11 protein-coding genes are annotated in these 13237 nt (G+C 66.3%); 7 read left to right on the top strand and 4 right to left on the bottom strand.

From position 1 onward, the window contains the following. Nucleotides 1–22 precede the first annotated feature (22 nt). The 3 genes from secF to SRU_RS09625 all read left to right on the top strand — a co-directional run bounded on the left by secF (nucleotide 23) and on the right by SRU_RS09625 (nucleotide 3798). Entirely contained in the window at nucleotides 23–934 is a 912-nt protein-coding gene (gene secF, locus SRU_RS09635; protein ID WP_011404566.1) for a protein translocase subunit SecF, read from the top strand. A 53-nt stretch (nucleotides 935–987) separates the two neighbouring features. Further along, nucleotides 988–2307: an adenylosuccinate synthase gene (locus tag SRU_RS09630; RefSeq protein ID WP_011404565.1), complete on the top strand. Its 1320-nt coding sequence runs from the start codon at nucleotides 988–990 to the stop codon at nucleotides 2305–2307. A 90-nt stretch (nucleotides 2308–2397) separates the two neighbouring features. Continuing rightward, entirely contained in the window at nucleotides 2398–3798 is a 1401-nt protein-coding gene (locus SRU_RS09625; protein WP_112904219.1) for a sensor histidine kinase, read from the top strand. A 3-nt stretch (nucleotides 3799–3801) separates the two neighbouring features. Here the strand turns inward: SRU_RS09625 and SRU_RS09620 are convergent, their stop codons facing one another. Next, complete coding sequence (locus tag SRU_RS09620; RefSeq protein ID WP_011404563.1) at nucleotides 3802–5073, bottom strand: hypothetical protein; 1272 nt, start codon at nucleotides 5071–5073, stop codon at nucleotides 3802–3804. A gap of 45 nt (nucleotides 5074–5118) precedes the next feature. Next, nucleotides 5119–5973 (bottom strand): SAM hydrolase/SAM-dependent halogenase family protein, encoded by an 855-nt coding sequence (locus SRU_RS09615; protein WP_043552413.1) that lies wholly within the window; start codon nucleotides 5971–5973, stop codon nucleotides 5119–5121. Nucleotides 5974–6182: 209 nt separating this feature from the next. Between SRU_RS09615 and SRU_RS09610 the strand changes: the two genes are divergently transcribed. Beyond that, entirely contained in the window at nucleotides 6183–6812 is a 630-nt protein-coding gene (locus SRU_RS09610; RefSeq protein ID WP_112904217.1) for a GbsR/MarR family transcriptional regulator, read from the top strand. A gap of 21 nt (nucleotides 6813–6833) precedes the next feature. Then, nucleotides 6834–7202 (top strand): YraN family protein, encoded by a 369-nt coding sequence (locus SRU_RS09605; RefSeq protein ID WP_011404560.1) that lies wholly within the window; start codon nucleotides 6834–6836, stop codon nucleotides 7200–7202. Between the two features lie 13 nt (nucleotides 7203–7215). Here the strand turns inward: SRU_RS09605 and SRU_RS09600 are convergent, their stop codons facing one another. Further along, on the bottom strand, nucleotides 7216–8316 hold the full coding sequence (locus SRU_RS09600; RefSeq protein WP_011404559.1) for a carboxypeptidase-like regulatory domain-containing protein: 1101 nt from the start codon (nucleotides 8314–8316) through the stop codon (nucleotides 7216–7218). 107 nt (nucleotides 8317–8423) lie between these two features. Then, nucleotides 8424–10403: an AMP-binding protein gene (locus SRU_RS09595; protein WP_112904214.1), complete on the bottom strand. Its 1980-nt coding sequence runs from the start codon at nucleotides 10401–10403 to the stop codon at nucleotides 8424–8426. Nucleotides 10404–10692: 289 nt separating this feature from the next. Between SRU_RS09595 and ftsH the strand changes: the two genes are divergently transcribed. Beyond that, nucleotides 10693–12744: an ATP-dependent zinc metalloprotease FtsH gene (ftsH, locus tag SRU_RS09590; protein ID WP_011404557.1), complete on the top strand. Its 2052-nt coding sequence runs from the start codon at nucleotides 10693–10695 to the stop codon at nucleotides 12742–12744. Nucleotides 12745–12792: 48 nt separating this feature from the next. Beyond that, a complete protein-coding gene (gene msrB / locus SRU_RS09585; protein WP_011404556.1) occupies nucleotides 12793–13197 on the top strand; it encodes a peptide-methionine (R)-S-oxide reductase MsrB in 405 nt (134 codons plus the stop codon). Nucleotides 13198–13237: the final 40 nt, after the last annotated feature.

The raw sequence follows: 13237 nt of genomic DNA, 5'->3' as shown, positions 1-13237 counted from the left end.
TTTTCTTCAACGACGGATTACCATGCGTCTTTTCGAAAACGCCGACTACAGTCTCATCCCGAACCGCCGCATCGGCTACATCATCTCGGGGACGCTGCTTGCGATCAGCATCCTTTCGTTGCTCACCAAGGGGCTCGCCCTGGGCATCGACTTCCGCGGGGGGATGGAGTTCGTCGTGGGCAACACGACGGACCTCAACACCGTCGACGTCCGGTCCGCCCTCACCGAATCGTTTGAGGAGGAACCGGAGGTGAAGCGATTTGGGGACGTCGGCCACCTGGTCCGCATTTCGAAGAAGGGGGACATCACGACGATGGAGAATCAGGTGGTGTCGGCGCTCAATGCGCAGTTCTCGGGGCGCGACATTGCGATCGAAAGCACCAACGTGGTGGGGCCGCGCTTCGCGGAGGACCTGAAGCGGGGGGCCATCTACGCCGTGCTGGGGGCCCTGCTCGTCGTGTTCCTCTACATTATGGTGCGCTTTGAGTGGCGCTACAGTCTCGGGGCCGTGGCGGCCCTGGTGCACGACGTGACGATTACGCTCGGCATCTTCTCGGTCCTGGCCGGCATCGCGCCGTTTTCCGTCCAGATCGACCAGTCCCTCATCGCCGCGTTCCTCACGATTGTGGGATATTCGCTGAACGACACGGTCGTGGTCTTCGACCGCGTGCGGGAGTACGTCAATCTGTTCAAGACCGAGGCCTTCGACGAGATCGTCAACCGGTCGATCAACGCGACGCTGAGCCGAACCGTCGTGACCTCGCTGACGACCCTCATCGTGGTCACGATTCTGTTTGTCTTCGGGGGCGAGGTGCTGCGGGGCTTCTCGTTTGCGCTCATCGTCGGGGTCGTGATCGGAACGTACTCGTCGATCTTCGTCGCCTCCCCCACGATTGTGGAATTGAACCGTCGTCTCGAAAAGAGCGCGGCCTAAGGGGCGGCGCGGACGACGACACCGACCTGCTTGTTGAATCGATACCGTGTGCTATGCCAGTCTCTATCGTAATTGGAAGCCAGTGGGGCGATGAGGGGAAGGGGAAAATTGTAGACCTCCTGAGCCCGGACGTCGACATCGTGGCCCGCTACCAGGGCGGCGCCAACGCCGGACACACCATTGTGTGGGACGAGGAGGGGGAGACCGAAGAGTTCGTTCTCCACCTCGTGCCGAGCGGAATCTTTCACGAAGGGGTCACCTGCGTCATCGGGAACGGGGTGGTGCTGGACCCGAAGGCCATTCTGGAAGAGATCGAGAAGATTGAGTCCCTGGGCATCGACGTGGAGGGGCGGCTGAAGATCTCCCACAACGCCCACCTCATCATGCCGTACCACAAGGCGATCGAGGCGGCACAGGAGGAGGATCGGGCCTCCGCGTCCGACGACGACGAAATCGGGACCACGGGACGCGGCATCGGGCCCGCGTACACCGACAAGTTCGCCCGCACCGGCATCCGGGTGGTGGACCTGCTCGACGAGGACGTGCTGCGCCGGAAGCTCCGGCGCTCCATCGAGGAGAAAAACGCCATCCTCCGGGACGTCTACGACGCGGAGGCGCTGGACGTCGACCGCATCGTGGAGGAGTACGTCGAGTTCGATCAGAAAATTGACGACTACGTCACCGACACCTCGGCGTACCTCTCGCGTGCCCTCGACGACGGGGCCCGCGTGCTGGCCGAGGGCGCGCAGGGGTCGCTCCTTGACGTCGACTTTGGCAGCTATCCGTACGTGACCTCCAGTCACCCCACGGCCGGCGGATGCTGCACCGGGCTCGGCGTCTCGCCCACCGAGATCGACCGCGTCCTGGGCATCGCAAAGGCGTACTGCACGCGTGTCGGCAACGGACCTTTCCCCACGGAGCTCGACGGCGAGGTCGGGCAGGCGCTGCGGGAGAAGGGCGGTGAGTTTGGGGCCACGACGGGCCGTCCCCGTCGGTGCGGCTGGCTTGACCTGGTGGCCCTGCGCTACACCTGCATGGTGAACGGCTTCAACGAGCTGGCCCTGACCAAGCTCGACATCCTCTCCGGGATCGACGAGCTGAAGGTGTGCACGGAGTACCGGTACGACGGCAAGACGACCCGGCGCTTCCCGAGTGAGCCGCAGAATCTCACCCGCGTGGAGCCGCAGTACGAAACCCTGCCCGGGTGGGAGGCCGACATTTCGGCGGTCCGCCACGTCGACGACCTGCCCCGGGCGGCCCAAGACTACCTCGCCTTCATCGAGAACTACCTCGACGTAGAGATCGGATTGGTCTCGAACGGGCCGCGCCGCAGCCAGATCATCACGGACGTGCAGCCGATGGCCGCGGCCTGAGCCGGAGAGCGGGGCGCACGTGTCGTAGGAGGCTCGGTTCGTACGCCTGTTCCTCGTGGTGGCCCCATATGTGTACAACCCCGCGGTGCCATGGACGCCTATCGGTGGTCGGTCCAGCTCAAGCTCGGCCTCATCGTCTTTGCCGTCGGCATAGCCCTGGCGTCGCTCTGGTACACCCAGCGGCTCGTCGATCGGTTGCAGGAGCGTGAGCAGGCGGTCATCCAGCTCTGGGCCGACGCGCTGGAGCAGGTCGTGCAGACCCAGCAGGCGTCGAACCCGCATCGGGAGGAGTTCCGTCGGCTCGACTCGCTTCTGCAGGCCTTGGAGGCCCGTCCCGCCGGCGACACCCTCTCCGCCGAACGGGTGGCCGCCCTGCAGGAGGCGGTCGACTGGGCCCAGGCCATGCCGCCCACACGGGAGTTTAACTTCATCCTAAACGAAATCCTGCAGCCGGATCAGTTCGAGGTCCCGGCCATCATCACCGACTCGACGCGCCGCCGGCCGCTGAGCTGGCAGAACGTGGGGGTGCCGGACACCGCTGCGGTGCCCGCCATGGGCGACGCCGCGGGGGTGCGGCAAGAGCTGCGGGACGAACTGGACGACATGCGGTCGGCCTTCGAGCCGATCCCGGTTCGGATCGATCTGTCCGAGACGCCAGGGCAGGACCCCGGCGCATCGTCGGACCGGCTCACCCAGTACGTGTTTTACGACGAGTCGGCCCTCATTACGGAGCTCCGCGTGTTTCCGTGGGTGCAGCTGGTGTTCGTCGGGCTGTTCGTGATGGTGGGCTACTTCGGGTTCTCCTACATCCGCCGCAGCGAGCAGAGCAGCCTCTGGATGGGAATGGCCCGGGAGGCGGCCCACCAGCTCGGGACGCCCCTGTCGAGCCTCATGGGCTGGATTCAGATGCTACGCACGCCCGACCTGGCGGCGGACAAGCGCGAGCGGGCCCTGACGGAGATCGAGAACGACGTGGAGCGGCTGCAGCGCGTGGCGGATCGGTTCTCGGACATCGGTTCACAGCCGAAGCTGGAGCGCTGTAACTTGGTGCCAATCATCGAGCAGACGGCGCGCTACCTCCGCCGGCGCATCCCGCAGCAGGGCCAGTCCATTGCCCTGGCCGCGGACCTGCCCGAGCAGCTCCACGCCGAGGCGAATGAGGAGCTGTTCGCGTGGGTGCTCGAGAACCTTCTCAAAAACGCCCTCGACGCGATCGAGGACGAGGAGGGCCGCATCACGGTGACGGCCTGGAAGGAAGAGGGGCAGGTCTTCATCGAGGTCGAGGATACCGGGCGCGGAATCGAGGGGCAGCAGTGGAATAACATTTTCCGGCCGGGCTACAGCACCAAGAAACGCGGCTGGGGACTCGGCCTGAGCCTTGCCCGTCGCGTGATCGAGAGCTACCACGGCGGACGCCTCGAGCTCGTGTCGTCGACGGTCGGAGAGGGGTCGACCTTCCGCATCGAGATTCCGGCGGCGAGGGCGGAGTAGTCCCTACGGCTGCACTCGTGCCCGGAGTGCGTCGGGGGACAGAGAGGGGGAGACGACGACAAAGATGTTGGCCCGGTTGCGCCACAAGAGGCCGGGCCCGGCGGCCTGCCCGTCGGCGACGAGCCGGTTGCGCTGGGCCAGTTGAGATCGGACCTGCGTGTTCAGGGTGGCGGTGTCGTCGAGCCGGTCGATGAGGGCGTAGCTGTACACAAACGCCGCGATGCGGGCCTCCTCCTCGCCGGTGTATAGCACGACGGGGATCTCGGTATTGCCGGCCGCCCGGAGCCGCCCGACGCCCCGCAGCTGTGCGCTCTCGATGGATGGCAGCCGCACCCGGCGGCCCCACGTCGAGTCCAGATAGGCCTCCGCCTCGGCCGGTTGCGTGGTCGCGCGCTCGGTCGTTACGGCCCCGGCCTGCTCGGCGGAGAAGGCCGTAAGGGTGGGGGGGCTTGGGGCGGAGGTCGACGACGAGGACCCGGTCAGGTACGACACCCCGAGCCCGCCCCCCAGGACGAGGCCCCCCAGCAGCAGGACGAACAGCAGAGTGCGGGGCTTCGGGCGTGACGGAAGCCGGTCGAGCAGGCCGCCCGACGTGTCGCCCGACGCAGATCCCTCGGGATCCTTCTCGTCCTCCTCGTTCGTGCCCGCCGCGGGAGAAGACGACCGCCGGACGGCTCGGAGGCGGGCGCGGAGCGAGCTGGGCACCGGGGCGAATCGATCCCGGAGCACGTCGCGCAGCACCCCGTGGAGCTCCGTGTCGGAGAGGGTCTCGTCGATCAGGTCGGCCTCGGGGGCCGACAGTACCGCCCGAAGTTTCTCCCGCAACAGTGCGGAGGGAGAGGATGGAAGGGGGGCTTCGAAGAGGTCGGCAAGCCGGGCAGGTTGGGGCGCCTCAGACAGTCGGGACGCGCTGAGGGCGAGAACAAATCGCTCCGCGGTCGAGCAGGTTGCGAAAGCAACGGGCAGGGTGTTGCGGGCGAGGCGCTCCGCGGTATCGCGTCGAAGGGAGCCCGCATCAGGAGTGGAAGAGGCGTCGGGGGCGTCCGGGTCGCTTGGCGCTTGTCCCTGCTCCGGGGCCTCCCGGAGGAGCAGGTCGAGCCAGTCCTCCGGGGCCTCGGGGCGTTCGTTCGGGGGGGCATCGGCCACCCGTTCGTACACCCGGACGAGGAGGGAGGGGGCGGCCTCGTCGCCCACCAGTGTGCAGGCGAGCGGGTAGAGGGCATCCAGGTTCTTCAGGGGAGAGGGGGGGTCGGGCGACGTGGACGCGAGGGCCATAGGAAAGAGCACCTGGAGCGTTGAGGACGCGGCCGAGGACCAGGACTATTCGGACGGCTCCTCGAAGACGATTTTTACGGAATCGCCCTTTCGTATGTCCAGCAGTTCGGCGCCGTTCCCCCCGTTGGCGGCGATCTCCAGGTAGCCCGTGCTTCCGAACAGCAGGAGCGGGTCGCCCTCGGGTACGGCCCCATACGTCGGGTGGAGGGCCTGCAGGGTGGTGTTGCCCGCGTAGGTTTTGAGGGGCGGAAAGGCGTCAAGGGGCGGGGTCGAATTTTCCAGGCCGGCGGCCTCGGCCATTGCCGGGCGCCGGATGTTCGTGATGCAGTTGCCGAAGTGATCCACGTGCACCACCCAGCCCTGCACCGTCTGGGCCCCGGTCGACGGTTGGGCCCACCGGAGCGGTTCGAGCGTGTCGATTGACGTGCCGAGGGCCTCCACGGACCGGCCGTCGGCGAGGTGGGCCGCGGCGGGGGCAAAAATGTCGCGGCCGTGAAACGTCGTGCTTGGCGAGTCGTCCCGCCAGAACGTCGGATCGTCGAGCTCCACGATGGCGTCTGGCGACGCCTGGTCCAGCACGAGTGGAAAGACGCCGTTGTCGGGCCCCACAAACCACTGCCCCTCGGCGCGCAGGGCCACGGCGCGCCGCTCGGTGCCCACCCCCGGATCCACCACCACCAGGTGCACGGCGCCGTCCGGAAAGTAGGGGCGGGCCGACTGCAACACGAAGGCCGCCTCCATCACGTCCTGGGGGCTGATCTCGTGGGTTACGTCCACGAGTCGTGCGTCCGAGCAGATGGAGAGCATCGTTCCCTTCATCGCCGGCACGTACGCATCCTCCGTGCCGAAGTCCGTCGTGAGGGTGACGATGGGGGGCGAAGAAGGGGCGGGAGCGGGCATGGACCTCGAAGGATGTGAAAAGAGGGCTCCGGGAAGGCGACGGCAGAGACAGTCTGCCTTGGTGATTGGATATGAGCATACGAACCGCGGACCGCGATGTGTAGGCCCGTTCCGCCTGAGAGAAACAATTCGGAGGGATTTAGGAGTTGGGCCTACCGCCCCGGCGGGCTTCCCCCAAGAGACCGGCTGCCAACAGCGTGAGTCCCCCCATGCCATCCTCCGAGCCTTCCGGACTGGATCTCTTGAACCTCGACCGCGGCTCGCAGGCCCGGGTCGCGGTCGACCGGTTTGTCTCCCTGTGGGGGGAGATGGCATCGACGTGGGGGATCAACCGCACCATGGCGAGAATTCACGCGCTGCTCTACTGCGCAGGGCGGCCCCTCAGCACCGACGAGGTCATGGAGTGCCTGGAGGTGAGTCGGGGCAACGCCAGCATGAACCTCCGGTCGCTCGTCGACTGGAACCTCGCAGACAAAACGCATCGTTCCGGCTCGCGCAAAGACTACTACCGGGCGGAGACCGACGTATGGCAGATCACCGCCCGCATCATTGAAGAGCGTCAGCGCCGGGAGGTCCATCCCGTCCGGTCGCGCCTTCAGGAGTGTGCCGATCTGCTGGTCCAGGACGGCGCGTCGGGGGCGGACCATCCGGAGCCCGAACGGGCCCTCCACCAGCGCCTGACCAGCCTCATCGACCTTCTGAAGGTGCTCGAAGGCGTCTCCGAGGCCCTGCTTCCGCTCGTCCGCAACAAAGACATCGATCAGATCGAGCAGCTCCTCGCCGTGGCGCTCCGGCGGGGCGAGTCCGAGAGCACGCCCTCCTCTTCCGACCCATCCTGACGGAACGTCTCCCTGTCTGCCATGGCAACGACCAACGACATCGGAGACCGTGGGGAGGAGATCGCCGCCGCTCATCTCGACGGGGCGGGCTATGAGATTCTGGCCCGCAACTACCGCCACAGTCGCAACGAGGTGGACTTGGTGTGTCGAGAAACCGACGCGGGGGAGTACGTTTTCGTGGAGGTGAAGACCCGGAGCGGGACGGGGTTTGGGGCGCCGGAAGCGTCGATCACCGCCAAGAAACGAGCGGCCCTACAACATGCGGCCCGGGGCTACCTCCACGAGCATGGGGCCGAAGGGGCTCCGGCCCGTTTCGACGTCGTGGCGGTCATGCTCACCGGTGGGCCCCCGGAGGTGCAACACTACGAGAATGCCTTCTGGGCGGACTGAGGGCCGGGCCGTGCTACTTGGGCGGCTCATACTCGCGGGGCAGGCGCTTGGCCATTCGGGCGGTAAAGGCAAAGTACTGGTAGAGGGTGGCCCCGTAGGGCTCCACAATTTCGCCGGACGGGTCGATGTGGAGGGGCTGCTCGTTGAGCTCGATCTGGGAGGTCTGGTGGTCCCGGGGCGTGCGTCGACGAAGGTCGGCCCACTCGAGGTACGCTCGCCGTTCCGGCATGCCGTGGTAGACCACTTCGAGCCGGTCGTGAGCGGTAAGGAGATAGGTGGAGTCGGGGCCGGCCTCCAGAATATTATCGCGCTCCGCGGGGAAGCGGTCGGCACGTGCGGCGTGGCGGAAGGCGGAGGCGCGAGGCAGGCGGTAGAGGTCGAATTGCGCCTCGTCGAGCCGGTCGTCTATGAGGGCACGGAGGAAGTGGCGGAGGGACCCCCTGTAGGCCTCCAGCCGGTTCCGTCGCCACCGGGCGGCCTCCGCAGAGTCCGTCGGCGCGAGGGGCTCGAAGAGCGGCTCTCCGTCCCACCGCACCACGGATCCGCGCTCCTCGAATTCCTTCAGGAAGTAGGTCAGGCGGTAGCCCAGGGCCCGGTTTTCGATGATGACCGGCTTTTCGGCCCACGCCTCGAACCGCCCCCACCACTTGTCGTCGAAGCGGAGGACTTCGGGGTTCACGAGCGTGCAGTCCTCGGCCAGGTCCGAGCGCCCGATGAACAGACGCCTAAAGCGGTCCAGGCGCTCGTACCACTCCTCGTCGCGTTCCGCGGAGACCGTGATCGGCGGCGAGTTAAGCACCTTGGCGTCGAGGCGCACGGTCACGGTCACGGGACGGTCGGGGGCGGGACGAAGGGCAAGCGCACGCCGCTCGTGTCCGACCCGCGACACGTACAGCCGCTTCGGGCCCGGGCGGACCCCCTCCAGCCGAAACCGCCCGCTCGAATCGGTCACGGCCCCGTGCATCGACTCCACCACAAAGACGTGGGTGCGGGGCAGCGGCGCGTTCGAGTCGGCGTCGAGCACGCGCCCCTCGATGACGCCGGTGGACTGCCCGGTCGCGGGGCCGGGCCCACACGCCGCGACGAACAGAACCGCAACGAGACGCACCCACATGGCGTGTCGGGTTCACTATTCCTTAACGCGCCCATCCGAATATATGGCGGGGAAGGGGGGATGTTCGTCTCCGGAACCGGTGAGGCACCGAACGGAGGGGAGGCGCTCTACCGCGCCTCCTGGATGGCGTCGACGGTGCCCGGGTCTTCCAGGCTCGACGTATCGCCGAGCTCTTCGCCGAGGTACGCCGCCCGGATGACGCGCCGCATGACCTTGGCGTTGCGCGTCTTGGGCAGGGCGTCGGCGAAACGAATCTCGCGCGGTTTCAGGGGCTTGCCCATCTCGTCCACGACCCCCTGCATCAGCTCCTCGCGGAGGGCCGCGGTTTCGTCGTAGTCCGGCTCCAGCACCACGAACGCGACGATCTCGGAGCCCTTCACGTCGTGGGGCACGCCGATGGCCGCGCTCTCGGCGACCGCCCCGTGGGCGTTGAGGAGCGCCTCAATCTCCGCCGGGCCCAGGCGCTTGCCGGCCACGTTGATCGTGTCGTCCGAGCGGCCCAGGATGTACCAGAGCCCGTCCTCGTCGACGGCCGCGAAGTCGCCATGCACCCACACGTCGTCGAGTCGGTCCCAGTAGGCGTCGTGGTAGCGGTCGTCGTCGCCCCAGAAGCCTCGCGTCATGCCGATCCAGGGCGCCCGCAGGACGAGCTCGCCGACCTCTTCCCGAACTGGCGTGCCGTCCTCGTCCACCACGTCGGCGTCCATGCCGGGGACCGGGCCGGAGAACGCGGCGGGCTTGAGGGGCTCCAGGAAGTTGCCACAGAGGATGCCGCCGGCGATCTCGGTGCCGCCGGAGTAGTTGAGAATCGGCTTCTCGCCGTCGAGGACCGTTTCGAAGCACCACGACCAGGACTCGGGGTCCCAGGGACTGCCGGTCGACCCGATCGCGCGAAGGCTCGACCGGTCGGACGCCCTTACGGGCGCGTCGCCGTGCGTCTTGAGGGCGCGGATGAGGGTGGGGGACACGCCGAGGTGCGTCACCTCGTGGTCGTCCACTAGTCGCCAGAGGCGTCCGGCGTCCGGATGGTCGGGGGCCCCGTCGTAGAGCACCATGGTCGCCCCCACCGTGAGCGTGCCGAAGACGAGCCATGGCCCCATCATCCAGCCCATGTCGCTCATCCAGTACATCGTCTCCCCCGGCTTCAGGTCCATCGGATGGTACATGTCCTGCGCGCCCTTGATGGGGAAGCCGCAGTGGGTGTGTACGGTCCCTTTCGGCGGCCCGGTGGTGCCACTGGTGTAGATGACCATGACCGGGTCGTCGGCCCCGGTGCGGGCCGTGCGGGCCTCCGGGTCGTGCCCCGCCACGAAATCCGCCCAGAAGCGGTCGCGGCCGGTCGTCATGGGCGTGTCATCGCGCCCGAGATGCCGGTGAACAATGACGTGTTCGACCGTCGGGCACTGGGCGACCGCCTCGTCCGCGGTCTCTTTCATGTCGATGGGGCGCCCCCGGCGCGCAAAGCCGTCGGCCGTGAAGAGGGCGTCCGCCTCGGCCCCCTGGAGCCGGGTGACCAGTGCGCCGACCCCGTACCCACTGAAGAGGGGCAGCAACACCCCTCCGATTTTTGCGATCGCCAGGAACGCGATGACGATCTCCGGAGTCATGGGCATAAAGAGCCCAATCCGGTCGCCCCTTCCGAGCCCCAGGTCCCGCAGCGCGTTTGCACAGCGACAGACGCGCTGGTGGAGCTCGCCGTACGTCAGGGTTCGCGTGGCCCCGTCTTCCCCCTCCCAACGCAGTGCCGCGCGGTCCTCCGCGGGCGTGCCCTGCCACTTGTCGAGCAGGTTGTGGACGATGTTCATGCTCCCGTTCACGCACCAGGCGGGTCGCTCGATGCCCCCCGAGAGATCGACGATCTGGTCGTACGGGTCGTAAAACTCGATGTCCAGGTCGTCGAGCACCGCCTCCCAGAACCAGGCCACGTCCGAGGCGGCCCGTGTGCGGAGGGCCGAGAGGTCCGCCAGGTCGTGCCGGTCCATGAACCGTCGCAGGTTTGAGTCGGCGACGACGTCCGGATCGGGGGTCCATACCACGTCCTGGCCGAATGGGAAGGAGTTGGGGGAGGGCGACATGTCGGTGGACATCAGGGGAGGAGCAATCAGTGAGCAGGAAAGAGGTGGGGATGGAAGGGCTTACACAATAATCCACACCGAGGAATAGAAGCAACCGAGATCTCTGGACCCATCGCCGAAACGTCTGTGTAACGTACATTCTTTGTATGAAAGAACATTCCCCACAGGCCCGTGGTGGGACACAATCCGTGTCCACGGGTGTATGAGGGACTGCTTAGTGTTCTGGGCCCACCTCCGCGCTTCGGGCAACGTCCTCATGCCGGGGAGCCCTCGATGATCATTCCTAACTGACTGAGTCGACGTGGCTGACCAAACTTCTCAGAATGACAATCAGAACGGATCCGGGCTGCCCGGGGGAGGGCCCTCGGGAACCGGCCGAGGCCGTCTCATCATCTGGGTCATCGCCGGGACGTTGCTTGCCCTGTGGGCGTACAGCTACTGGGGCATGGGGGCGTCGGGCGGCGAGCGCATTAGCTACAGCGAGTTCCGCACGCAACTGCAGCAGGAGAATGTGGAGCGTGTGGAGGTGAAGGGCAACGCCATCAACGGCTCGCTCAAGTCGCAGGCCACCCGGTCCGAGCAGGGGAATACGATCGAGTACCAAAACTTTGTGACCTATCTCCCTTCGTTCGGGGACGAGCAGCTCATGGACCTGCTCGAATCGCAGGGTGTGAACGTGGTGACAAAGCCCGAGAGCAGCTTTCCTTGGGGACTGGTCATCATGGGGCTGTTGCCCGTCCTGCTTCTGTTCGGGGTGGGATACATCTTCCTCCGTCGCATGCAGTCGCAGGGCCAGGGGCTTTTCTCCGTCCGCCAGAGCAAGGCGGAGCTCTACGACAAGGACGAAGAGGACACCACGTTCGACGACGTGGCCGGGGCCGACAGCGCGAAGGAGGAGCTGCGCGAGATCATCAAGTTCCTGAAGAACCCGAAGCGGTTTGAGGGGCTTGGGGGCAAGGTGCCGAAGGGCGTGCTTCTGGTGGGCCCGCCGGGCACCGGCAAGACCCTGCTCGCCCGAGCCGTGGCCGGGGAGGCGAACGCCCCGTTCTTTAGCGTATCGGGATCCGACTTCATGGAGATGTTCGTGGGCGTGGGGGCCTCTCGGGTCCGGGACATGTTCAGCGAGGCGAAGGAAACGTCTCCGGCCATCATCTTCATCGACGAGCTCGACTCCATCGGACGCAAGCGGGGGGCCGGCCTCGGCGGCGGCAACGACGAGCGGGAACAGACCCTGAACCAGTTGCTGTCGGAGCTCGACGGCTTCGAGGAAAACGAAGGCGTGATCGTAATGGCGGCGACCAACCGGCCCGACATCCTCGACTCGGCCCTCACGCGGCCCGGCCGCTTCGACCGTCAGATCACGGTGGACCTGCCCACGAAGCAGTCCCGCCACGAGATCCTGAAGATCCACGCACGGGAGAAACCGCTGAGCGACGATGTAGACCTGGAGGAGATTGCGCGCAGCACGCCTGGATTCAGCGGGGCGGACCTCGAAAACCTCCTCAACGAGGCGGCCCTTCTGGCCGGTCGACACGGACACGACGCCATCCAGTACAGCGACATTGAGCAAGCCCGAGACAAGGTGATGATGGGCCTCAAGCGCGACGGCATGGTGCTGGACGATGAAGAAAAAAAGCTGCTGGCCTACCACGAAGCGGGCCACGCCATCGTCGGGGCGGTGCTTCCCAACGCCGACCCGGTGCACAAGGTGACCATCGTGCCCCGGGGGAAGGCTATGGGGGTGACCCAGCAGCTGCCCGAAAAGGATCAGTATCTCTACCGGCACGACTACATTCTGGACCGGTTGGCCGTCATCATGGGCGGTCGCGCGGCGGAGGAACTCATCTTCGACACCGCGACCAGCGGTGCCGAGAACGACCTCAAGCAGGTCCGCAAGATGGCACGGAAGATGGTCCTCGACTGGGGAATGGGCGATCAGTTCAAGCACATCTCCCTGGGCGAGGATCAGGGTAACGTGTTCCTTGGGGACGAGATTGCGAAGGGACGCGAGTACAGTGACGACACGGCCCGAGAAGTTGACGAGGAGATCCGCCGCATCTCGGAGGACGCTTTCCAGCGCGCTGTCGACACGCTGAATGAGCATCATGAGGCCTTCGACCAGCTGGCCGATATGCTCATCGAGCAGGAAGAGGTGTCCGGCAAAGATGTGCTCAACCTGGTCAACGGCGACACCGACGAGATTGGCCACATGCCCACGACCAACGGCGCAGCCGCGTCTGAGGAAAATGGATCTGCCGACGATCACGAGCCGGACGAGGCTACGGTGATCGAAGAGGACGGAGAGTCAGGGGAGGGCCGGGCATCCGGGTCGGCCGACGCCTCCGGATCGTAGCGCCCGCCCCCCATTGAACTGATCACGTTTCAAACCCGCATTGCCGATATGGCCGAAATTGACTCATCCCGCCCGTCGAACGATACGCTCCGCGACGAGCTGACCGAGGAGCAGTACCACGTGACCCAGGAGGCGGGCACGGAGAAGCCCTTCAGTGGACAGTACTGGGACCACAAGGGCGATGGGCTGTATCGCTGTGTGGTCTGCGAGACGCCCCTCTTCGACTCCGACACCAAGTTTGAATCCGGCAGCGGCTGGCCCAGCTTCTACGACGTGGTGGAGGATGGAAACGTTCATCTGACGTCCGACCACAGCCTCGGGATGCGCCGGACCGAGGTGGTGTGTGACGAGTGCGGGGCCCATCTGGGGCACCTCTTCGACGACGGCCCGGAGCCCACCGGACAGCGGTACTGCATCAACTCTGCAGCCCTCGCCTTTGACGGGGACGAGTAGCAGGCGCCGGTTCCCGCCGGCACGACCGCTCGCCTGGGGC

The organism is Salinibacter ruber DSM 13855 (assembly GCF_000013045.1).
GTDB classification, from domain to species: Bacteria; Bacteroidota; Rhodothermia; order Rhodothermales; family Salinibacteraceae; genus Salinibacter; species Salinibacter ruber.
This window is presented reverse-complemented; position numbering and strand designations above follow the sequence as displayed.

What these genes read in the sequence shown, in the direction of transcription:
- secF (WP_011404566.1), top strand. Translation starts at nt 23, where the DNA reads ATGCGTCTTTTCGAAAACGCCGACTACAGTCTCATCCCGAACCGCCGC.
- SRU_RS09630 (WP_011404565.1), top strand. Translation starts at nt 988, where the DNA reads ATGCCAGTCTCTATCGTAATTGGAAGCCAGTGGGGCGATGAGGGGAAG.
- SRU_RS09625 (WP_112904219.1), top strand. Translation starts at nt 2,398, where the DNA reads ATGGACGCCTATCGGTGGTCGGTCCAGCTCAAGCTCGGCCTCATCGTC.
- SRU_RS09620 (WP_011404563.1), bottom strand. Translation starts at nt 5,073, where the DNA reads ATGGCCCTCGCGTCCACGTCGCCCGACCCCCCCTCTCCCCTGAAGAAC.
- SRU_RS09615 (WP_043552413.1), bottom strand. Translation starts at nt 5,973, where the DNA reads ATGCCCGCTCCCGCCCCTTCTTCGCCCCCCATCGTCACCCTCACGACG.
- SRU_RS09610 (WP_112904217.1), top strand. Translation starts at nt 6,183, where the DNA reads ATGCCATCCTCCGAGCCTTCCGGACTGGATCTCTTGAACCTCGACCGC.
- SRU_RS09605 (WP_011404560.1), top strand. Translation starts at nt 6,834, where the DNA reads ATGGCAACGACCAACGACATCGGAGACCGTGGGGAGGAGATCGCCGCC.
- SRU_RS09600 (WP_011404559.1), bottom strand. Translation starts at nt 8,316, where the DNA reads ATGTGGGTGCGTCTCGTTGCGGTTCTGTTCGTCGCGGCGTGTGGGCCC.
- SRU_RS09595 (WP_112904214.1), bottom strand. Translation starts at nt 10,403, where the DNA reads ATGTCCACCGACATGTCGCCCTCCCCCAACTCCTTCCCATTCGGCCAG.
- msrB (WP_011404556.1), top strand. Translation starts at nt 12,793, where the DNA reads ATGGCCGAAATTGACTCATCCCGCCCGTCGAACGATACGCTCCGCGAC.